This window comes from Pedobacter fastidiosus (assembly GCF_014306625.1).
GTDB classification, from domain to species: domain Bacteria; phylum Bacteroidota; class Bacteroidia; order Sphingobacteriales; family Sphingobacteriaceae; genus Pedobacter; species Pedobacter fastidiosus.
Window position 1 is genome coordinate 1 of sequence record NZ_JACRYL010000030.1, and the last position, 21923, is coordinate 21923.

Sequence of the window (21923 nt, forward strand, 5' to 3'; positions counted from 1 at the left end):
GGCAACAAATCGTTGTTTGCTCTTCGAAACTTAACTTCTTCCAATTATATGTCACTCAAGCCGAGTGCTGACAGACCGCGGACCGCGAGCGTACTCGCTTTGGTACCCGTTCCTTCACCTCCGGTCTTGTTAAAAATATTCAGGTGCCTATATCGGCGGTGTCCACCTCTTCCCATTCCGAACAGAGAAGTTAAGCCCGCCAGAGCCGATGGTACTGCGGTAACACGTGGGAGAGTAGGTCGGTGCCAGATCTTAAAGAGGGGCCCCGTAGCAACAGCTACGGGGCTTTCTTCGTTTATGGCCTTTTAAAGCGGTACATGCTTCCGTCATAAACCAAGTCGGGTGAAGCCCCTTCTGGACAGGCAAATTTATTTTCAAGCAAATCTCAAAAGATTGTGTCAGACAGCAGATTGACGCAACTATCAAATACCAGCTTTCATTACGAATATTCTTCGAATGCGTTTGTTAAATAATGCTAAAATTTTCTAGCTCAAAGCAATAAAACCGTATAATTGTACTATTACGTACATATCGATATGATGAATATGAATTTTAGAAAATTGATGTTTCTTGCCTTTCTTGTTTGTTTGCAAACTTTATCATTTGCTCAGAGTAAAAATGTACAATTACCCGCCAATTGGTTTAATCTTGATTTAGTAGAAAACGGTTTTTTTGGAATCAGTACAGAAAAAGCATATCGTGATCTTTTAAAAGATAGAAAACCTAAGCAAAATGTTATTGTAGCTGTAATTGATGGGGGAATAGATATCAATCATGAAGATTTGAAGAATGTTCTTTGGACAAATAAGAAAGAAATCCCAGGAAATGGCATGGATGATGATGGGAATGGTTATGTGGATGATGTGCATGGGTGGAATTTTATTGGCTCGAAAAAGGGAAATTTGCAATTTGATAATCTAGAATTGGTTAGATTACTTAGAATTTATACTCCTAAATATCAATCTACAACAAATTTAACACCTTTAGATAGTGCTCAAAAAGAAGAATTTAGACTATACAAAAAAATGGTTGGCGATTTTGGTAAGAAATATGAAGATGCCAGTAATACATTTTCAGTACTTATTGCCATTAATAAGGTTTTAGATTCGGTCTCAAAGATAAATAATATAAAAGTGCCAACGTTAGCCGATATAGATAATTATAAGGCAGACGATGAAACAGAAGAGCAGGTGAAAAATATTATTAGAAAAGGATCTAGAGAGGATGGAAGCTTTGAGAAGTTTTATAACAATATAAAGGAAGGTTACGAGCAATACGATGCAATGCTAAAATATAACCTAAATCCAAAATATGATCTACGTGCAGAGTTAGTTGGAGATGATTATTCAAATTCTAACCAACGTAATTATGGTAACAGTGATGTAAAAGGACCAGATGCAATGCATGGGACGCACGTTTCTGGTATAATCGGTGCCGATAGATCGAATACTTTGGGCGTTTATGGAGTAGCAAATAATGTGAGTATTATGGCTATTCGTGTTGTGCCCACTGGCGATGAAAGAGATAAGGACGTTGCAAATGGGATTCGTTATGCGGTTGATAATGGTGCAAAGGTGATTAATATGAGTTTTGGTAAGGCTTATAAATGGGATAAAAAAGTGGTTGATGAAGCTGTAAAATACGCAGAAAGTAAGGGTGTATTAATGGTTCATGCTGCAGGGAATGATAATCAGAATAACGATATCGAAGAAAATTATCCGAATAAATACTTTGATAGTCCTGAAGCGGAAGCTTATAAGCTAGCGCATAAAAAACCTGTAAAACCGGATTTTACGCCTCCTAAACCTATGCAAAATGGCATGGGGATGAGGCCTACAGTTGGCCGATCAACAATTATTAAACCTCTTCCATTAGATTCTGCAAAATTTAGTCTTCCTCATGCCAGCAATTGGATTGAGGTTGGTGCAAGTGCCTATAAAGATGACGATAACCTAAAAGCAGATTTCTCAAATTACGGCAAATATAATGTGGATGTTTTTGCTCCAGGGTTTTTAATCAATTCTACGGTACCAAACAATAAATATCAAGATTTAGATGGAACAAGTATGGCATCACCTGTTGTTGCTGGTTTAGCGGCTTTAATTTTGAGTTACTATCCAGATCTTAAGCCGAATCAAGTAAGAGAGATTATTATGAAATCTGTTTCTAAAGTACTTCACAAAGTAAAATATAAAAACGAAAGAGATGAAACTGTGCGGGTTCCTTTTTCAGAGATTTGTGTGAGTGGAGGCATTGTAAATACTTACAATGCTTTAAAACTAGCTGAGACTTATAAATAGTTTGCGTGTTTTAATTAAATGGTTTTGATGAAATCTTGAAAAGTCCCAAAAGAGTATTTCTTCGCTTTCATCCATGAAATTAAACTATCCATTCTTTCGATCATTTTTGATCCGGTATTTTTTCTTACATAACCAGGGAATCCAAATCTTTCAAAATTATCCAAATCCGTAAACTCCCACGGATGGAAATATACATTTAGATATTTATCTTTTTTGTAGGTCCAGCTTGCTAAGAATTTATAAATACTAAGGGGAAGGTTATGGAATGAAAGCCAGAATAATGGAAAACGGACTATTGGGCTTACTGAGGCTGGTATCTGTAAAACATTTTCTTTTGTAAAAAATGTTCTGGAAATATTAAAGTTGTTATATCGGCCCGGCAAGTAGGTTGGATTGATGGATGTGTTATAAACATATCCGGCTTTCTCAATTTCTTTTTCATCTACAGGCATCATTCTTGCCATTCTATATCCTGTAATTTCTTTGCCAGAAATTTCTTCGAGCTTAAGTTTTGATTGTAATAAATGTTCTGGTTTAAAATCTGAATGATAATAACCGTGTGAGGCAAGTTCGTGCCCTGTTTTAGTTATTCTTTTGATTAGATCGGGAATATTTTCGGCAAATGTTACGGTACAGAAAAATGTTGCCTTTACCTCATATTTATCCAAAAGATCTAGAATCGCAACTGTCCCTGCCCTAGAAATTGAAATTTGATCTTCAAATGAAATCTCTTTTCCATATTCAAAGGGCATATCAAACTCTTCAATATCAAAACTTAAAAGAACCATTTATTTATTTTGAATGTTGGTTGAACGGATGATATAATTTGGGCGATTTTTAGTTTGCATGAACATTTTACCCACATAAATCCCAATAATGCCTAAAATAATCAATTGTAATCCTCCAAAGAAAACAATAGTCATAAGCATTGATGCCCAACCAGAAACTTCAACATTGTTTACAAAAGCATAAATTACGTACGGAATGTAAAGTATTGATGCAAAAGAGAAAATGAAGCCTAAATAAACAGCAGAATACAGCGGTTTAATACTGAAAGAGGTAACGCCGTGTAATGCCAAGCGGAACATCTTTTTAACGGTATATTTACTCTTTCCAGAAAAACGTGCAGCTGGATTGTATTTTATGGCGTATTGTTTAAAACCCAGCCATTTTACCAATCCACGGAGAAATGGTTCATTCTCGTGGAAGTTTCTGAAAATATTAACTACCTTTTGATCGAGCAGGCGAAAATCTGCAGCGCCAGGTTCTAAATCGATGTCTGACAGCCAATTTAAAGTTTTATAGAAGATACTTGAAGAGCTTCTTTTTCCTTTAGAAAGTGCTTTATCTTCTTCCCTAATGGTGTAAACAACTTCAAAGCCTTCTTCCCATTTCACTAACATTTCTGGAATTAATTCTGGAGGGTGTTGCATATCGCAATCCATAGAAATAACACAATCTCCGTAAGCGTGATCCATACCCGCTTTTACTGCCAGTTGATGACCAAAGTTTTTAGAAAACTCTAGAAAGAATATATTTTCGCTAGTGTTTGAATATTCTTTTATTTTATCGAGTGTATGGTCTGCACTTCCATCATCAACTAAAATGATTTCGTAATCGTAATTAATTGATGAAAACACACCTTTAATACTTTCTGTGATAACGAAAATATTATCGGCTTCGTTGTAAGCGGGAATAACTATAGAAACTAATTTTCTCATTTATCGGCAATCAAATAGCGCTGAAAATCTACTCTCATCATTTGATATATTATGGTTAGCCAAATGATAACGCAAGGTAGGGCTTTAAGCGAATATAGACGAATAAATTCTTTCAGTGGTTTTGGAAAAATATCCGTTGGAGAAAGACTGGTGAGTAAAAAAGCAAAAATAAACAATCCGATAATCCACATATTTTTAGGGTTAGGTTGAATTATAAACCAGATGGCTACGCCAGCAAATGCTATTATATAAGTTGGCGACTCTGAACCACTGCTAAAAATTACGGTAAAAATTAGGGTAGAAGCCAACAGCATTAATCTAAATGCAAGGTTTTTATACTGTTTCACCCTTAAATAAGGTAAGCCAAATAAAATAACACCGACTAATAAAAATGGGGTATTGGGAATATTAACATTACCTGTAACCCTGCGTACGATTCCCATAATGGAAATATCTTGAAAAGAGGTTAAGGATGCGTTTAATGAGTTTTTATGAGATAAAGAATCGTACCAATCTCGGTAAGATTGAATTACAAATGAAGGTGAGGATAAAACCATTGGGAGCACAAATAAAACGGCAAATGCGATTAAGCCACCCAATATAAATTTCAATTTATTTTTGCTAAAAAAGAAAAATGCTAAGCCAACAATTCCATATAATTTTACCAGCGTACCAAAGGCAATAAAAAAAGCAGATTGAAATTCTTTCTTTTTAATCAAGTAAGAAAAACAAAGCAAAATTGTTCCTGTAAGGGCAATGTTAAATTGAAAGCTAAAGAGCGCTGTTAAGGCTTCGTGGGCACAAATCCAAGCAATTAATGTTCGTTTATTTAGGCTTAGGGGCAAACTGAAAATGCCCCAAAGTAAAACAGAAACATTTGCAATGTTCCAGAGAATCATGCCCAAACCATCAGGTAAGAGGGCAAATGGCGCTATTAATAATGAAAAAACAGGTCCGTAGTGATTGCTATCTAAGTATTCAGGGTAATTTAGATATAGATTTTGAAGATCGACTGAATGCCAATAAACGTATTTAAAAATAAGGTAATTGTTATAACTGTGATGAATATATTGTTTCGAGCCCGCTAAAATTGCCAGCAAAATATATACAATTATAACAGATTCCTTTTTTAAAAGGAAAGCAAATATTCTTGTGAAGGTAGGGTTTTTAAAGGCGTTCATGAGATTAGTATCGCAAGATAACAATTTTTAATATTTGGCGTAGAATCCTAATGCCGTTAACTTTTAGGAATTTGTTTATATATTTATGATTACAAATCCATCCCATTTTTCTAAAATATTTTAGTAACTACTATTAATCTATAAAAGTTAGATGAAACTCTCGGCTGTGCAAAGGAAGTGGAGTAAAAGAATCTTGATTTTTTTAGGTTTTTGGCTTATAATTCTATTTGGTTTATCACAAATTATAGATTACAGGTTCAAGGATATTATTCGCTTAGCTGTGAAGGAAAAATCAAGTGATACCTATGCCTTTGATGCAAAGGATGTTGATGTTTCTATTTTTAAGAGAACTATTGCTATAAATAGTGCTGTTTTTTATCATACTGATACGCTAAATGCAACTGCTCATTACGACATTAAAATTCCTAAAATTTACTTAAGCATAGCGTCTTTCAGCGACATCATTTTCCATCAAAAGGTTTCTGTTACTAACCTTGAAATTAAATCTCCCTCTATTTATTTGCATGTTCATAAAACTGATAATGCTCCCAAAAAAGCCTTTCATCCCGGGAACATTGAAGCTTTAATGAATAAGTTGTTGCAACATTTGGAAGTTAAAACTTTTAAAATTCGGAATGCATCTTATCTCTATAGAAGTAAGGATCATCCAAAGGATTTAAAAATTAATCAGATAAATTTTACAGTTTCTAATTTTTCAAATGTAGAACGCAAAAGTCTTTTTGCTTCAGAAGATGTTGATCTAACTATAAATAAGCAACATATTTCTTTTCCAGATGGTTTACATTCTATTGATTTTAAAAAGCTTCATTTCTCAGGAAAAAATCATTATTTTCAATTAGATTCCTCCACTTTTACAGCTAAAGCGACCTCAGATCGGGCAGAAACCAAAGTTATAGCAGATAAAATTAGGTTCAAATCTGCCGAATTATCTTCTATTTTTTCAAAGGATGATTTAATCATTGATACGGTTATATTAATTAAACCTGTTTTGCAAATTGGTAAAAGTAAAAGTGTTTCGTCTAAATCGGTTGAAAATTCTAAAATTAAGCACCTATTTAAGTGGATTAATTTTAAATATGTAAGTATTCAGGATGGAAGCTTTTTGAATATCGATAGTATTGGCAATGCCGGTAATGAAACCAAAAAAGTCGATTTGAAAATTTATAATCTAAGTTATCACCCTTCCATTTCAACATCTTTAAAAACAGATAGTGTAAAGTTAAATCTAAATAAAATTAAATTTTTATCTAAAGATGGAAAGTCTCAATTAACGGTTGAGGAATTAGCAATTGCAAATAATAAGGTGGTTTTTAGAAATGCCGTGTATGCTCCAATTCATGCTAATGGTAACAGTAGTTTAAGTTTTACAACGCCTTCTCTTCAATTAAAAAATGTTAACCTAAATGCTTTATTGAATAAAAAAATCAGTGCAGATGAGGCGGTATTAATGTATCCTGTGATTACTGTAATTACAAAGCCGAAGATTGTACAGGCTACCGATACTGTAGCGGATTTTAGTCGATTTTTTAAAATTATGCATAATATTAAAGGCTTAATTGGTGTGCAGAAATTTAATATTGTTGATGGAACCTTGCATCTTAAATCGCATTCCAAATTTGGCACTGATGTGCACATTGACAAACTGAATTCGAACATTTTGGTGGATAAGTTGCTAAACAGCGATACCACTTTGGAGGTAAAACATGCCATTCCCCGTCTTAGCTTTAAAAGGATGGTTGTAAAATCTCCTAAACTCGATTTAAAATTGAACGATTATATGTTTAATGGCTCTGTTCGGCACAATAGCGCAAGTTCGGTTATCCTCAACTTATCTACCGGAACATCTATTAAAGCTAAGAACCTGTATTGGGAATGGTTGGATTGGGATTTATACCAAAGCTATAAAATGATTTTTGTTGATTCTTTAAGAATCGGAGCGCTTGATATTTCGATTAATAAAGCATCTCCACAGACACAGGTAAAGAAGCCATTACCAAAACTGCACATTGGTAGATTGGATCTGCTTGATTTTAAATTTGATAAGATTTCCAATAAAAATCGTATTCATTTGGAGGGCAAGAATATTTTTGGACGAAATATAGACTCTAAGAACAATGAACTTATATGGGCAGATTTGGGCGGAGATTTCAACAACTTAAAAATTCAAAACGAAAAAATTTCTGTTGAGGCAAGCCACGCAAATTTGAATGCTAAAAGGCAAAATAAAATTGAAAATGTGAATATTAAAATTCAATCTGATCATAAAATCGATAGGATTAATCTACCGCTTTTGGAATTTAAAGGGCCATTTGTTTCCACCAATTTTAAAAGGCTTAAGCTGGAGTATTTTAGGCTAAATGAACCAGATGTTTTATCGAAATCTGTTGGGTTAGAACCTGCCGTTTCTTCTAAGAAACCCTTTGCTATTCCTATAGATTTCCTCATTGAAGATTTTGGTGTTAAAAATGGTAAATTAAGTTTCCGAAAAATTAATCAAAACGATAGTACAACCATTAGTTCTACTTTTAATCTTAATTTTATTAATCTGATTGGCAAGAAAAATTCGTCCGAATTGCTTTCGATTAAATCTTCCCAGATCGATATCAATCAACTTGATTTTAATAAGCACGGTATCAATTTAACTGCGCCTCTTTTTGTGAAGTTGGAAAATACCAAAGTTGAACAAAAAAATAAGCTTCAATTTTTTTCTGAGGTTGAATTAAATGCCAACGCAATTAAATTTAATTATATAAAAGACAGTACTAGGCTAATGGTTAAAAATGCTTCGGTAAATGTTAGCGATAAACATTTTGTTTTCGAAGCTGGCCAACCTTTTGAGTGGCAAAACTTAATTTATAAATCGATTTTGGGAGTGACTGATTTTGCTTACCGAAACAAGAATGCTACCATTAAAATGAATACTTTGGATTGGTTACCCATACCAAAAAAACTCGCTGTAAACAATTTTATTTTCACTCCCAATTTATCGTGGGCCGAAAGTAAAAGGGTGCAACCATGGCAAACAGACTATATTTCTGGTTCTGCAAAAAAGATAGAGATAAATGGGCTTAATTATTTGAAACTCAATAAGCAGTTTGGTTTAAGTATAACCAATGTGAATATTGATGGCGCTGAATTGATTGCGAGTAGAGATAAGCGAATGGCTGAAAAACCTCAGAAGGAAAAATTAATGCCTTCAAAGTTAATGGCAAATGTTAAGATGCCAATTAAAATTGATCGTATAAATGTTTTAAATAGTCATGTAGATGTTCATGAAATATCTATCGCAACAGGTAGAGAAGGTGTAATCCCCTTAGGAAATCTCAATCTTCACATATTAAAATTGAGCAATGGATTTTCAGTTACGGATAGTTTGATTGTGAAAGGAAATGCGAGTTTAATGAATCAAAATACAGTAAATTTAAACTACAGAGAATCATATTTAGATTCTTTATCGGGCTTTAAAATGAATCTGCAGATTGCGCCTATAGCTTTAGCTTCTCTGAGCCAGATTAGTATTCCATTGGCATCTGTAAAAATTAATAGTGGGAATACAGAAAATCTAGTAACTGAATGGACTGGGAACAAATATTTAGCAGAAGGACAAATTCTTTTGCCTTATAAAAATTTGAAGATCAGCTTATTGGATAAGAAAAATTCGGAGCGAAAGACCTTTCTTTTATTTTTGGAAAATAAGTTAATTAATTTGATCGTTCGCCATGATAATTCGAAACCTGCATTTGTGTTTTTTGAAAGGAACAGGCAAAAATTTGTGTTTAATTACTGGATTAAAACGGTTCTTGCTGGTTTTGCATCGAGCGCAGGACTTAAAAAAGAGCGAAGGTTGCGTAAGCAGGATTTAGCAGTGAAAACCAAGAATGGTCTTATGATCAAATAAAAAAAATGAAGCCATTTTATAAATGTTAATTCTCACACTGAGCTTGTGGAAAGACTATTAAAAAATACATTTGAAGCAGTTCGACAGGCTCAATGTGACAATAATCAAAAGAAGTATTAATTTATAATACGGCCTTTCTTTGTAGAGTTAAAGCTTATTGTTTCAACAAGTCATCAATTTCTTGATTGAATTCTTTCACAAATTCTGTATAATATTTTCCGGTTGCTGGACCACTGTAACCCGTATGAATTTGTGCCACCTCTCCTTTTTTGTTAATGATAATGGTGGTTGGGAACGATAAAAAATTGCTCAATGCAGGCAGAGATTTAGCAACCAATTGTTTATCGGGTGTGCCCGCAATAACCTGATCATACTGAACATCAAATTTCTCCCTAAATCTTGTAAGTACTTTTCTTACATAAGCAGAATCGGTTTGTCTTTCATAATGGATTCCAATTACCTCAACTCCACGTTTTTTATTGTCTTTATACCAGGGTGCAATAAACGAAGCCTCATCTACACAGTTTGGGCACCAAGTTCCTGTTATGGTAAGAATAACAACCTTGTTTTTAAATTTTTCATCACTCAGTGATATTTTTTTTCCATTAACATCAGGGAAAGAAAAATCCAATGTTTTATATCCGTCTTTTAAAAATGTTAATTTGTAAGCATCTGGAAGTTTTGCATTTTGATTCTGATTGCCTGTAAAGGGCTGATTTCCTCTAGCGCTTACTACCTCACCATTTAAAGTTCCATCTTTGGAAAATGTACCCTTATAATACGATGGAGATGATCCTGTAAAGCTCGAAAGTGAGAAATTATTGCCTTCAACTGTTCCTTCTAGGTAACGGGAATCGCCGGTAACTCTTAAAAATGTTCCTGTTATTTTATTGCCAGTTTGTTTAAATACTCCAACTGCTTTTTCATCATTTCCACTCTGAGATTTGAAAACAACATCATAGGTGCCAGAAAAATTTCCTGCAGGCTCTATTCCCTCCGGTTTGAATCTGTAATTTTTTCCGCGTTCTGCAACAACTGCCAATGGCCTTCCAGATTTATCCTGCTTTCTTAAAACACCCACAAGTGAATCGCCTTCTATTTTAAAGGCAAGTTCATTATCAAACTGATCTAGTTTTACAAAAAGAGAATCTGAAGTTTTGTTTACATGGCCACCGGGGAAGCGTTCCTCTGCATTTAGAAAAACAAGGTTAAGATTATTGGCATCCTTCTCTGTAATATCGAAGTTAAAAGGAACTTCAACCCCAGTTTTTATTTTAAATACTCCACGCCAATTGCCTGTTGCAACGAAATTTTTGGTATTTAAGCTATAACCTGAAACTTGCTTTTTTTGTGTTTGTGCCTGCGAATTTTGAAACAATAAGCTTAAAGCTAAGGCAGGAAATAATAATTTTATATTCATCGGGATGATTTACTCTACTAAATAGGTAGACAAATGTAAGCATCGATTGGGAAAAGAAAAAATATTTTCAATTAAATCTACTAAAATTATAGACTATATAGTTTTTGTACTATCTTTGCGCCAGTTATTTTAAAATACTTATCAAGAAAGGTGGAGGGAATGGCCCGATGAAACCTTAGCAACCGTCTTTAAACAGAAATGGTGCTAATTCCATCCCAAATATTTTGGGGTAGTTAAGTCAGTTGAATGCAATAACATTTATGTTAAGATCTGCAAGCACTTCTGATTTAAGGGGTGCTTTTTTATTGAAGCTTCGCTAGAAACCTGATTGATAAGTGAATAGTTTAAAAATTAAATTCAAATCCCATGGAAAAAACTAACGAGCCAAAATTATCTCTATTGAGGAATCAAAAATCTCACCAATGCCATCGAATGTGTAGGTTATTTATCCAAAATTAAGATGGGTAATCTAGGCTTTTCTTTAGCCTAAAATCAATTGTCATTTTATGTATTTATAAAAACGCTAAAAAATAGCGACATGGAACTGCTATGCCCAGATTTTATAAATGCCAATTAACTAATCATTAATAATTTAATCATGTTTAAAAAAATCAAGCTCCCTGCAATTTTGGTATTGCTGTTGCTTTCACAAATTGTACAGGCTCAAAACATTTTCGTTTCTGGTGCTGTAAAATCTTCATCGGGCGAAAGCCTGCCTGGGGTTTCCGTATTGGTTAAGGGAACTAAACAAGCTGTAATTACCGATGGAAAAGGTAGTTTTTCCATTTCTCTTTCTGGGAAAAGTACGCTTGTTTTTTCCTATATCGGATTTTCATCCAGAGAGATTGAAGTAGATAAAAGCAATAATGCTTTAGAAGTAATACTAAAAGACGGGGAAAATGCTTTAGATGAGGTTGTTGTAACGGCACTCGGAATTTCCAGACAAAAGAAATCTTTGGGTTACGCAGTGCAGGAACTTAAAGGTGAGAACCTATCAGAAGCTAAGGAAACTAATTTAGTAAATGCACTTGCTGGTAAAATAGCGGGGGTTAGGGTTACGAATAGTCAAGGGGATATGGGTTCTTCACGAATTGTAATTAGAGGAGAAACCTCCATCTCAGGTAATAATCAACCACTTTTTGTAGTAGATGGAATTCCGGTTGATAACTCTCAACTAAACTCTGCAGGTGCGAGGGATTACGCAAATACAATTTCGGATATTAACCCGAATGATATCGAATCGATTAGCGTTTTAAAAGGCCCTAATGCTGCAGCACTTTACGGATCTAGAGCGGCTGCCGGTGTAATCATTATCAAAACAAAATCTGGCAAATCGAAAAAAGGGGTGGGAATCACTTTGAACTCTAATGCTGTTTTAGAAACCTTGCTTACGCTACCAAAATATCAAGATGCTTTTGGGCAAGGTTCTGAAGGGAAATTCAGTTATGTAGATGGTAAAGGTGCAGGCGTAAATGATGGTGTAGATGAAAGTTGGGGCCCAAAACTCGATGGAAGATTGATTCCGCAGTTTTATTCAAAAGGTGTTGCCGTTCCGTTTGTTGCACATCCAGATAACGTAAGAGATTTTTTCGAAACTGGTTATGCATTAACAAATGGTGTTTCTATTGAGGATGCCAGCGATAAGATTGATTACAGATTATCCTACAACAATTTGAAGCAGGTCGGAATTGTTCCTAATTCGGGTCAGGGTAAAAACTCATTCGCCTTAAATACAACTTTAAGGCTCACGCCAAAGGTGAGTATTCTTGCGAACGCAAATTATAGTAAACTGAGTTCGGATAATTTACCGGGAACAGGAGGCTCAAGATCTACGAGTACGATGTTGCAGTTTACCTGGTTCGGTAGGCAGGTAGATATTGGTCAATTGAAAAATTATCTGGATGAAAATGGCAATACCTTTAACTGGAACAATAGCTACTATAGCAATCCATATTGGGTAGCTTACGAAAATACGGTATCTCAAAACAGAAATCGGTTAATTGGAAGTATCGGTTTAAATTATAAGATTATCGATGGATTGGAATTTAACTTCCGTTCGGGAACAGATTATTATAATGATCGCCGTAAAATAAAAATTGCTTATGGTACTAATGGAACACCGTTTGGTTCGTACTCAGAAAGTGCTTTTACTGTAAACGAAAACAATACCGATGCAACTTTAAGCTATAACAAGCAACTTAATCAGGATTTCAGTTTAGAGGCATTGCTGGGAAGTAATATTCGTTCTCGTTATATAGAACAGAACGATCAGAGTGCACCGCGTTTAGCTGTAGCTGGATTATATACGTTGAGCAATTCTAGAGATCCTTTAACGTCATCAAACAATTACAGCAAACTAAAATCTTACAGCGGATATGCTTCGGCACAGATTGGCTTCAGAAATTATTTATTTGCAAATGTTACGGCCCGTAATGATTGGTCATCTACCTTGCCTGCACAAAATAGATCTTATTTTTATCCTTCGTTTAATGGAAGTTTGGTGCTTACCGAGGCTTTTGACATTAAAAGTGAGGTATTGGATTACGCAAAAATTAGAGGTGGTTGGTCTAAAGTTGGTAAAGATGCAGATCCTTACCGTTTATTAAATACCTACGTTTTTGGCGCACCATTCGGAACAAATCCGCAACTTACGGCATCTACAACCGATTTAAATCCAGATTTAAAACCAGAAACTACAACTTCATCAGAGCTGGGCGCAGAAGCGGTATTGTTTAACAAAAGACTTCGCTTGGATTTAAGTTTATACAACACCAATAGTTACGATCAAATTTTGAGTGTAGATGTAAGTCAGAGTACAGGCTTCCGTTCAAAATTGCTAAACGCAGGGAAAATAAATAATAAAGGAATTGAAGTTCAGTTGGGCATAACGCCAATAAAGAAACAATTTATTTGGGATATCGACGTAAATTATGCGGCTAATAGGAGCAAGGTAATCGAACTGGATAAAGCGGGGCTTTTGCAAAACTATGTAGTAGCCACAAGTTCGGCACAGGTAATTGCTGCAGTTGGCCAGCCTTACGGAACACTTTTTGGTAATGCATTTTTGAGAGATGGAAATGGCAATATTGTGGTTAATGCTACAGGAGCGCCACAAACCGATCCAAACAAAAAAGTATTGGGAAAATATACGCCAGATTGGATTGGCGGGATTTCAAACACCTTTAGTTACAAAGGAATTAGTTTAGGTGTTTTGGTTGATGCAAGTTTTGGAGGTTCAATTTATAATGGAACTTATTCCACTGGAACCTATACAGGGGTTTTAGCTTCTACACTTCCGGGTAGAGCTGCAGAATATGGAGGAATTTCTTATTATTATCCGGGTAACCTAAAAGCGAATGGAACGGTGCGACTTGCCAGTGGTGCAACGGCTCCAAGTGGGGTAACTGTATATGATGATGGGATTATCTTTGATGGCGTAACCGCTGATGGAAAACGCAATGAAAAAATTCTTCCTGCCCAAACGTATTACAAATCTTTCAGAACCATTGATGAGGCAAATATTTTCGATGCCTCTTACGTAAAATTACGAGAGGTTAAACTTAGTTATAACCTTCCAACAAAGTGGATTCGTTCGTTAAGTTTACAAGGTGTTTCCGTTTCACTAGTTGGCCGAAATCTATGGATTATTCACCGAAACGTAACCGATATCGATCCAGAAGTTGCATTTAATACGGGCAATGGACAAGGATTGGAAAGTCTTTCTAATCCAACAACTAGAACTTACGGTATAAATTTAAACGTCAAATTTTAACATTCCGATCATGAAAAAGAACAGCATATATTTAATCGCAGTTTTAGCACTTTCACTTGCGTCTTGCAGTAAAGAGCTTGATAAAGTTAATATCAATCCCAATGCTACCGAAAATGCACAGCCAGATTACCTTTTAACAGGAGCCATTAAAAATACGGTCGATGCTTATTGGGGTACCACAAATAATATGAATTCTAGCTTGCTTTTTACGCAACAATGGGCAAAAGTTCAGTACACAGAAGAAGATCGGTTTATATATTCAAACAGTAGTTTTACATCGCTGTGGTCTACCGCTTTCTCGCAGAGTATTACCAGTTTCAATAAAATTATTGAGATTGGAAATGCCACGAGTAACCCCAATTATAAGGGCGTAGGTTTAACATTAAGATCATGGACTTTTTTATTGCTTACGGATGCTTATGGAGATATTCCATACAGCCAGGCAGGGAAATTAAACGAATATATTACCCCAGCTTATGATAAGCAAAAGGATGTTTATTTTGGACTTCTAGCGGATTTAAAAACTGCTAAAACTGCTCTAGATCCAGCAGGAAAGGTGATTGGTGGAGATATTATTTATAATGGAAACATTGCTCGCTGGAAAAAACTGGCAAATTCTTTAAGGCTAAGAATTGCACTTCGAATTGCAGATAGAGAGCCGGCAAAAGCCAAACAGGTTTTAGATGAAATTAAGGCAGATGGAGATTTGTACATTAGTGATAATACGGATATTGCACAACTTATTTATCAAATTTCGCCACAGCAGAATCCAGTAAGTGCACAATTCGATACTCGGGATGATTACAGAATAAGTAAAACTATTGTAGATAAATTGTTTAGTTTGAATGATCCGCGTTTGGCCATCTTTGCAAGTAAAACACAAACAGCAACACCGGAAGAATATGTTGGTTTACCAAATGGATTAACAAATTCTGAGGCCAGTAACCTTGGTTTTGCAAAAACATCAAAGCCCGGCGCTTATTTTTTATTGCCTCAAGCACCTGCTGTGATTTTCAGTTATGCAGAACTTTTGTTCGATCGTGCTGAAGCCGCAGCAAGGGGATTAACGAGCGAGGATGCCGCAGATCTTTATCAGCAGGCCGTGAAAGCATCCTTAAAACAATACAACATTTCTGATGCCACAGCAAATACTTATTATGCACAAGCTTCGGTACAATATGATCCATCAAATTATAAAAAATCGATTGGTGAACAAAAGTGGATTGCACTTTTTGGACAAGGACTAGAAGCTTGGGCAGAAAGACGCAGGTTGGATTACCCACAGCTTACCGCATCTGTAAATACGGTATTGAACGGACAAATTCCAGTGCGTTTTATTTATCCAGGAACTGAACAATCTTTAAACCTGCAGAGTTACAAAAATGCTGTTGCCAACCAAGGCGCAGATTTGCTGACTACAAAATTGTGGTTTGATGTCAATTAATTTTAAAATTTTAGGTCTAAAAATTAAAAAACTATGGCGGTTAAGCCATAGTTTTTTAAAAAAATAAATAATTAAAAACCTAAGCCAAGTGTAAATCCACGTAGGGCTGTTGTAATAGTAGCACCAGCAGTTGCTGCGCCGGTTGTTAAATTAACGGTATATATTTTTTGCACACCGCTAACTGTAAATATGCCATAAGCGGTTCCGCTTGTGCCTCCAATATCAAAACCACTATTCGATTCTACATTAATTCCTAATGGGCCAACATCAACTAAAGTTCCTAGGTTTGGTGGATCTTGCTTATATAAACGGTTACCCAAATCATCAATATCAAAAAGTACAGTCGTTGTAGCACCTGCAAAATTGTTAGTGTAGGCTGAACCAGAAATTGCGGCTGTAGTTAAGGAAATATTACCATCTACAGTTAAAGTACCGTCCGCAGGGTTTATCCTAAAATTTTGTCCGTTATTGCCAACAACTCTTATTCTATCAACGGTAGGATTAAAATCAAAACCAACCTGCGTTGCCGTTAATAAAGTTGTAAGTGGGCCTGTGCCAACCATTGCGGCTACTCCAGATGAGGCGTTTATGCTATAAATTCGGCTAATGCTCCCAATGGCAAAAAGCTGGCCATTTAATGGGCGCATATCTATGCCTAAAATGCTTTCTCCAGTTTGTATTCCAGTAATTGCTTTTACTACTAAAGTTGGGCTACTAGAAGCGGGGTTAAAAATTAGCAGTTCATTATTATTAGAAACGGCATAAGCAACAGGTTCTGTTGGTATGGCAATACCTGTAATCTGAGTGCTGATGTTACCAACTTTCGAAGCTTTTCCAGAATTTAAATCCATTGTAAATAATGCAGATTTTCCGCCAGTGGTTAGTACGGCTAGGGCAGCTGTTCCATCAGGATTGATATCGAAACCGCCAACTTCGTCTACATCGAAGCCAAGGCTCCCAACTTCTATTAGTTTCCCATCATTAGGCGGATCTTGTTTATGCAATTTGTCATTAGCGGCATCAATATCAAAAAGGATCGTTGTTGTTGCGCCAGCTCTGTTTTGTGTGTAAGCTACTGATGATACCTTTGCATTGGTTACACCATTAATTGTTCCGTCTGTAGCGGCAACGGTTCCTGTTTCTGGGTTTAAACGGAGGTTTTGTCCTGCGTTGGTTACCAAACGGATGCGATCTACGGTCGGATTAAAATCGAAGCCTACAGATGTTCCGCTTAGTGCTGGTGTAAAAGGAGCCGCAGAAATTGATCTTGCAACGCCTGTTTTGGTGTCTAGTACATATAAACGACTGGTACTTCCAACGCCATAAAGCTGTCCGGTAGCTGGGCGGAAATCGATTCCAAGAATTGTCTCTCCGGTTTGTAAACCTGAAATACTAATTGTCGATTTAATTGTTGTTGGGGTTTTAGCATTAATCAGCAATAATTTTCCATCTGATGTTAAGGCATAAAAATCTACATCTGGCCCAGCTGTAAGCATTTCTTGCTCAGTGTAGTCTCTGTTTTTTTTGCAGGCAGAAAATAATATTGGGATTATAAGGGCAAATAAGGCCATTATAATAAAATGTTTAGTTTTTATCATGGTTTTTAAAATTAAGTAAAAAATTGAATGGTAATGGAGCGAAGTTTACAAGCCTATTTTGGCGGTTGCTCCTGAACTTGTAGGTGGCAATAGGTTAGATTGAAATTGCCTTGAAATAAAGCATTCTTCAACTCAGATGAATTTAAAAATTCAAAGTTTACAAATTTCGGAATCACTAAATCTGTGAGTTTAAGCTTTTCTGCCAATTGATTTTCCTCATCGGCAGCATTAGATTGATCTGCTTTACTACTGATGTTTTCTTTTAAAACTTCTACTGATGGTTTTTGGATCGGAATGGCATAAATAGCAATTCTACCTGCAAAAGAGATGAGCAGAATAAATACTATAAAAAACTTTTGGTGAGTAAGAGCCATAATTATTCTCCATAATATTAATGGATATTATTAGCACATACGGAAATTAATAGCGATTAGTTTTACGCTTGCATTGTTTTTATAAATATTACTGTAAGTTAATCAAGGATATATAATTTCTTAAAGAATTAGTAACCTAGTTTGCAATATATTTTAGCTTTTATTTATTATTTTTAGGTTTCGAAAGCTAAGGTTTTAGTTGTATTATTCCATTTAAAACCCGAATTAGGCAAGAACTATCCAATTTTTCTTTTTGAGCCAGATTAATCACCAATTTTTAATCACCCTATTATTAAAATCAAAAGCAATGAGTAAAATCACAGTAAAAGACGGTACAGAAATTTATTATAAAGATTGGGGAACTGGTCAAGTTCTATTCTTTCATCATGGTTGGCCATTATCTGGCGATGATTGGGATGGACAAATGATGTTTTTTTTAAAGCAGGGATTTAGAGTTATTGCACATGATCGAAGAGGACATGGCAGATCAAGTCAAACAGCTGATGGCCACGATATGGATACTTATGCAGCTGATGTTGCCGAACTAACTGAAGCGCTTGATTTAAAGGATGCGATACATATAGGCCATTCCACAGGAGGCGGAGAAGTTATTCGCTATGTAGCAAAATATGGTAAAGATAGAGTTGCAAAAGCTGTATTGATTAGTGCCGTTACACCAATAATGGTACAAACAGAAAATAACCCAGAAGGCATTCCAATGTCTGTGTTCGACGAGATTCGTGAAGGAACAGCATTTAACAGGCCACAATATTTTCAAGATTTTACGCTACCTTTTTATGGATATAATCGTGAAGGAGCAAAAATATCGCAAGGGGTTAGAGATAATTGGTGGCGCCAAGGCATGATGGGTGGCATAAAAGCACATTATGATTGTATCAAAGCTTTTTCTGAAACAGATTTTACCGATGATCTAAAAAGTGTAGAGGTTCCGGTATTGGTGATGCATGGAGAAGATGATCAGATTGTTCCATTCCCACTTACGGGAGCTAAAGCCGTAAACCTTTTAAAGAACGGAAAACTGATTTCATACCCAGGTTTTCCACATGGAATGCCAACTACGGAAGCTGCAACGATAAATGCAGATTTGTTGGCTTTTATAAAAGAATAAGCATTAACTATTTTACATCAAAGGTTCTCGATTTAAATTCGAGAACCTTGATTATTTAAAATGATATAGAAAAACAACGTTGCCAGTATATGCCGGTTTTGTTTGACCCTTAATATCAAGATTTGCCTCAATCACAACCTTTGTAATACCTCTCAAATCGCTAATCGAAATCAGTTTTGCACGCAGTTGAACTTCATCATTTACCAAAACTGGGCGGTTAAATTTGAATTTCTTTTTCCTGTGGCTAATGTTTTTTTACTTTTTCCAATCAGCAACCTCATCTGCCACTGCAATGGCTTCGATTTCAATAAGTGCATCGGGAGAGAACAGTGAGGATACTTCAATGATAGTATCTGCGGGATAAGGGGCGGTAAAATATTTGCCTCTCAGTTCTACGATCTTCTTAAAGTTTCCCATATCACGGAGCATGATAGTTACCTTAACTACGTTTTTTAGACTAGAGCCTCCGGCTTTCAATACCCGATCTAAATTTTCAAAAGCTTTTTGTGCTTGGGTATCAAAGTTGCCTATCCCTACTAATTTCCCATCATCGCCAATAGCTGTCTGCCCAGAAATAAACAATAAATCGCCAACACGATGACCCTGTGCTAGAAGGAATGGTTTGTATGCGTCCGGAGTAATTTTAATTTGTGTAATTTTCATTTTTTCTTTATTAAAAGTTTTAGATGAATTTGTCTGTGCAAATGCTTTTCCTGTAATGGTAAGTAGCGGAAACAATATGCCTATCACCAATATTTTGCATACGTTCATTATTAGTTGTTTCATTGTTTTTCTTGGTTTAGTTTTTGGATGATTTTCTGAGTATGTGTAATGTTTGCCTCTGGCCATAACATATCCTGATGAAAAGGAATTGTATGCAAATCGTTAAATGTTTTTACCACCCAATTTGGGTCAGCCAAAGCTGCCTTGCCGATAGCGAGTAGGTCAGCGTGATTGTTATTCAAGGCGCTTTCGGCCTGGCAGAGATTATGAAAGCCTCCGTTTGCTATAACGGGGAGACCTGTTACTTTACGCATAACCGATGCTAACGATATACCATCCCCATAAAAGCTATCTCGTTCCCATTCTCCAGTTTGAACTGCTACGTGTACAAAATCGGGTAGGCTCGCCTTTATTTCTTTTGCTAGTTCTTTGGCGGTTTCGATACCGTTTGCCCAACGATATGTTAGATTGTTTACTTTTCCCTCCGAAACCCGCAAACCTACAATGAAATCTTTTGGTACGGAATTCCTAATGCCATCGATAATTTCTGCAATTACACGGAAACGGTTTTGCATTAAACCTCCATATAGATCCTTACGGTGATTCAATTCTGGTGTGAGGAATTGGTCTAAAAGGTAACCATTGGCGCAGTGAATTTCAACACCGTCGAAGCCCGCTTTATGAGCATTTATTGCTCCATTTATAAAGCCCTGTTGCATTCTTTGGATATCTGTTAAGTCCATTTCTTTAGGGAGATTGAAATCTCCTTCACCGCCATAGGATGTCATCTTCAAGCCCACAGGCTTAATAGCGGAGGGTGCTAATGTGTTTTTGCTGTTTTGCGATAATGCACCTCCGTGCATCAATTGGGCAAATACTAGAGTGGGTGCATGGTGGATAGCCTGGGTTATTTTTCCCCAAGATGCACATTGTTCAAAATCAGTAAGTCCGGGCTGATTGTCGTAACTTTTACTCCCGTAAACATCGGTGTAAATGCCTTCAGTAATAATAACACCAAATCCTCCGGTGGCAAATGCGGAATAATAATCCATCATTTCATCAGTAGCTAGGCCATCTTCGGTGGCGCTTACACGAGACATTGGGGCTACTACCGTTCTGTTAATCAATTCTCTTTGCCATATTTTGGCCTTCTGAAAGAAAGGATGTTTTTTAGTTTGCTTCTTAAATTTCATGAAGCAAAATTCCTAGTTATTGATTTAAGAAAAATTGATGTAGTTCAAGATGACCTGTTTTTTTTTCGAATGCGGCTAATAAATTCTGCCGATACGCCCAAATATGATGCTATTAAATACTGAGGCACTTTAGAGGCTATATTTGGATACGTTTCCAAAAAATCATAGTATCTGCTTTCGGCATCGTAAACATTGTTATAGATAATTCTCTTTTGCAATGCGCTTAAATAACTTTCTAGTATTATTCGAAAATACTTTTCCAAGCTAGGAAGTTCAGTTAACAAGTGCTGAAAAGTATAATAATTGATTTGTAAAACTGTCGTTTTTTCTATCGCCTGTATATTGTAAATAGATGGTTTTTGCTTGGAAAAACTATCTAAATCAGAAGCCCACCAATCTTCAATTGCAAAAAATAAAATTTCCTCATTGCCATTTTCAGTAATATAAAAAGCTTTTAACGCCCCAGAAACGATATAACTATCGTGACGGCAAGTATCTCCGTTTCGTAAGAGATAATCGCCCTTTTCTAATATTTTCTCGGTCCAAGAACGCTCAAAAATCAAAATTTCTTCTTGGGTCAGATTTATGTGTTTGGAAATATTTGTTATTAAAGCATTTTTGGACATAAAATTATGTTGAATTCATCTGCATTTTTGCCAATTTATAAAAAATATTTTCTCTTATATGCTGATAGGCAACCTTTAGCAACTTTAATTTTTTTTGAGTATAGTTCGTGCACTTCAGCTAATGATAAAATCATTTTAATTTAGTTGCCTTAAATGGAAAGGTAATTGGCTTTAGTGAATGCATTAAGGTATGCTTTTAAAGCAGAAATTGTTTAGACAGCTTAATGATAATTTTTAATAGCTACGAATTGAAAATCACAAAAGAGTAGGCTGTAGTGATCTATCGAATGAAGGAGAGTATTTGTACAATGATCTTAAATGTGGGTAGTTAAGTTAATGATGTAACTTGTTGGGTAAATATTACCTGAGCCGAAAATCTAAACAGCAATATTAAATTGGTTTTAATTACTTCTCGAAAGTATATTTCTTTATTTAAAATGATATAAAAAAACAACGTTGCCAGTATATGCCGGTTTTGTTTGACCCTTAATATCAAGATTTGCCTCAATCACAACCTTTGTAA

14 protein-coding genes, 1 rRNA gene and 1 riboswitch are annotated in these 21923 nt (G+C 35.6%); of the genes, 6 read left to right on the forward strand and 9 right to left on the reverse strand.

Annotation, left to right across the window (positions count from 1 at the left end; genetic code table 11):
* Window positions 1–139 precede the first annotated feature (139 nt).
* Together rrf and H7U22_RS21110 are read left to right on the forward strand one after the other, a co-directional pair.
* Window positions 140–251: ribosomal RNA gene (rrf, locus tag H7U22_RS21105) — 5S ribosomal RNA — on the forward strand.
* Between the two features lie 294 nt (window positions 252–545).
* Window positions 546–2300 (forward strand): S8 family peptidase, encoded by a 1755-nt coding sequence (locus H7U22_RS21110; RefSeq protein ID WP_187073330.1) that lies wholly within the window; start codon window positions 546–548, stop codon window positions 2298–2300.
* 14 nt (window positions 2301–2314) lie between these two features.
* Here the strand turns inward: H7U22_RS21110 and H7U22_RS21115 are convergent, their stop codons facing one another.
* From H7U22_RS21115 to H7U22_RS21125, 3 genes are read right to left on the reverse strand one after another with little or no spacing between them, the layout of a single operon-like run.
* Window positions 2315–3088 carry a polysaccharide deacetylase family protein gene (locus H7U22_RS21115; protein ID WP_187073331.1) on the reverse strand — a complete coding sequence of 258 codons (774 nt, stop codon included), beginning with the start codon at window positions 3086–3088 and terminating at the stop codon, window positions 2315–2317.
* Complete coding sequence (locus H7U22_RS21120) at window positions 3089–4021, reverse strand: glycosyltransferase family 2 protein (protein WP_187073332.1); 933 nt, start codon at window positions 4019–4021, stop codon at window positions 3089–3091.
* Window positions 4018–5202 (reverse strand): glycosyltransferase family 87 protein, encoded by a 1185-nt coding sequence (locus tag H7U22_RS21125; protein ID WP_187073333.1) that lies wholly within the window; start codon window positions 5200–5202, stop codon window positions 4018–4020. The genes H7U22_RS21120 and H7U22_RS21125 overlap by 4 nt, the downstream gene beginning before the upstream one ends.
* 151 nt (window positions 5203–5353) lie before the next feature.
* Here H7U22_RS21125 and H7U22_RS21130 point away from each other — a divergent pair, with 151 nt between their 5' ends.
* Window positions 5354–9121: an AsmA family protein gene (locus tag H7U22_RS21130; protein WP_187073334.1), complete on the forward strand. Its 3768-nt coding sequence runs from the start codon at window positions 5354–5356 to the stop codon at window positions 9119–9121.
* A 154-nt stretch (window positions 9122–9275) separates the two neighbouring features.
* Here the strand turns inward: H7U22_RS21130 and H7U22_RS21135 are convergent, their stop codons facing one another.
* A complete protein-coding gene (locus H7U22_RS21135) occupies window positions 9276–10541 on the reverse strand; it encodes a peroxiredoxin family protein (RefSeq protein WP_187073335.1) in 1266 nt (421 codons plus the stop codon).
* Between the two features lie 135 nt (window positions 10542–10676).
* Window positions 10677–10781: riboswitch (SAM riboswitch) on the forward strand.
* Between the two features lie 358 nt (window positions 10782–11139).
* Between H7U22_RS21135 and H7U22_RS21140 the strand changes: the two genes are divergently transcribed.
* Together H7U22_RS21140 and H7U22_RS21145 are read left to right on the forward strand one after the other, a co-directional pair.
* Window positions 11140–14313, forward strand: coding sequence for a SusC/RagA family TonB-linked outer membrane protein (locus H7U22_RS21140; RefSeq protein WP_187073336.1), 3174 nt, complete (start codon window positions 11140–11142; stop codon window positions 14311–14313).
* Between the two features lie 10 nt (window positions 14314–14323).
* Window positions 14324–15757: a SusD/RagB family nutrient-binding outer membrane lipoprotein gene (locus tag H7U22_RS21145; RefSeq protein ID WP_187073337.1), complete on the forward strand. Its 1434-nt coding sequence runs from the start codon at window positions 14324–14326 to the stop codon at window positions 15755–15757.
* 71 nt (window positions 15758–15828) lie between these two features.
* On the opposite strand, the gene H7U22_RS21150 is transcribed toward H7U22_RS21145, so the two are convergent.
* On the reverse strand, window positions 15829–17355 hold the full coding sequence (locus H7U22_RS21150; protein WP_187073338.1) for a DUF4394 domain-containing protein: 1527 nt from the start codon (window positions 17353–17355) through the stop codon (window positions 15829–15831).
* 53 nt (window positions 17356–17408) lie between these two features.
* Complete coding sequence (locus H7U22_RS21155; protein ID WP_187073339.1) at window positions 17409–17729, reverse strand: hypothetical protein; 321 nt, start codon at window positions 17727–17729, stop codon at window positions 17409–17411.
* 307 nt (window positions 17730–18036) lie between these two features.
* Here H7U22_RS21155 and H7U22_RS21160 point away from each other — a divergent pair, with 307 nt between their 5' ends.
* Entirely contained in the window at window positions 18037–18858 is an 822-nt protein-coding gene (locus tag H7U22_RS21160; RefSeq protein WP_187073340.1) for an alpha/beta fold hydrolase, read from the forward strand.
* A gap of 255 nt (window positions 18859–19113) precedes the next feature.
* On the opposite strand, the gene H7U22_RS21165 is transcribed toward H7U22_RS21160, so the two are convergent.
* From H7U22_RS21165 to H7U22_RS21175, 3 genes are read right to left on the reverse strand one after another with little or no spacing between them, the layout of a single operon-like run.
* The gene (locus H7U22_RS21165; RefSeq protein WP_248284823.1) at window positions 19114–19644 is read right to left on the reverse strand and encodes a RidA family protein; all 531 of its coding nucleotides are present in this window, start codon (window positions 19642–19644) and stop codon (window positions 19114–19116) included.
* The gene (locus H7U22_RS21170) at window positions 19641–20774 is read right to left on the reverse strand and encodes an oxidoreductase (RefSeq protein ID WP_187073341.1); all 1134 of its coding nucleotides are present in this window, start codon (window positions 20772–20774) and stop codon (window positions 19641–19643) included. The genes H7U22_RS21165 and H7U22_RS21170 overlap by 4 nt, the downstream gene beginning before the upstream one ends.
* A gap of 44 nt (window positions 20775–20818) precedes the next feature.
* On the reverse strand, window positions 20819–21400 hold the full coding sequence (locus tag H7U22_RS21175) for a Crp/Fnr family transcriptional regulator (RefSeq protein WP_187073342.1): 582 nt from the start codon (window positions 21398–21400) through the stop codon (window positions 20819–20821).
* Window positions 21401–21923: the final 523 nt, after the last annotated feature.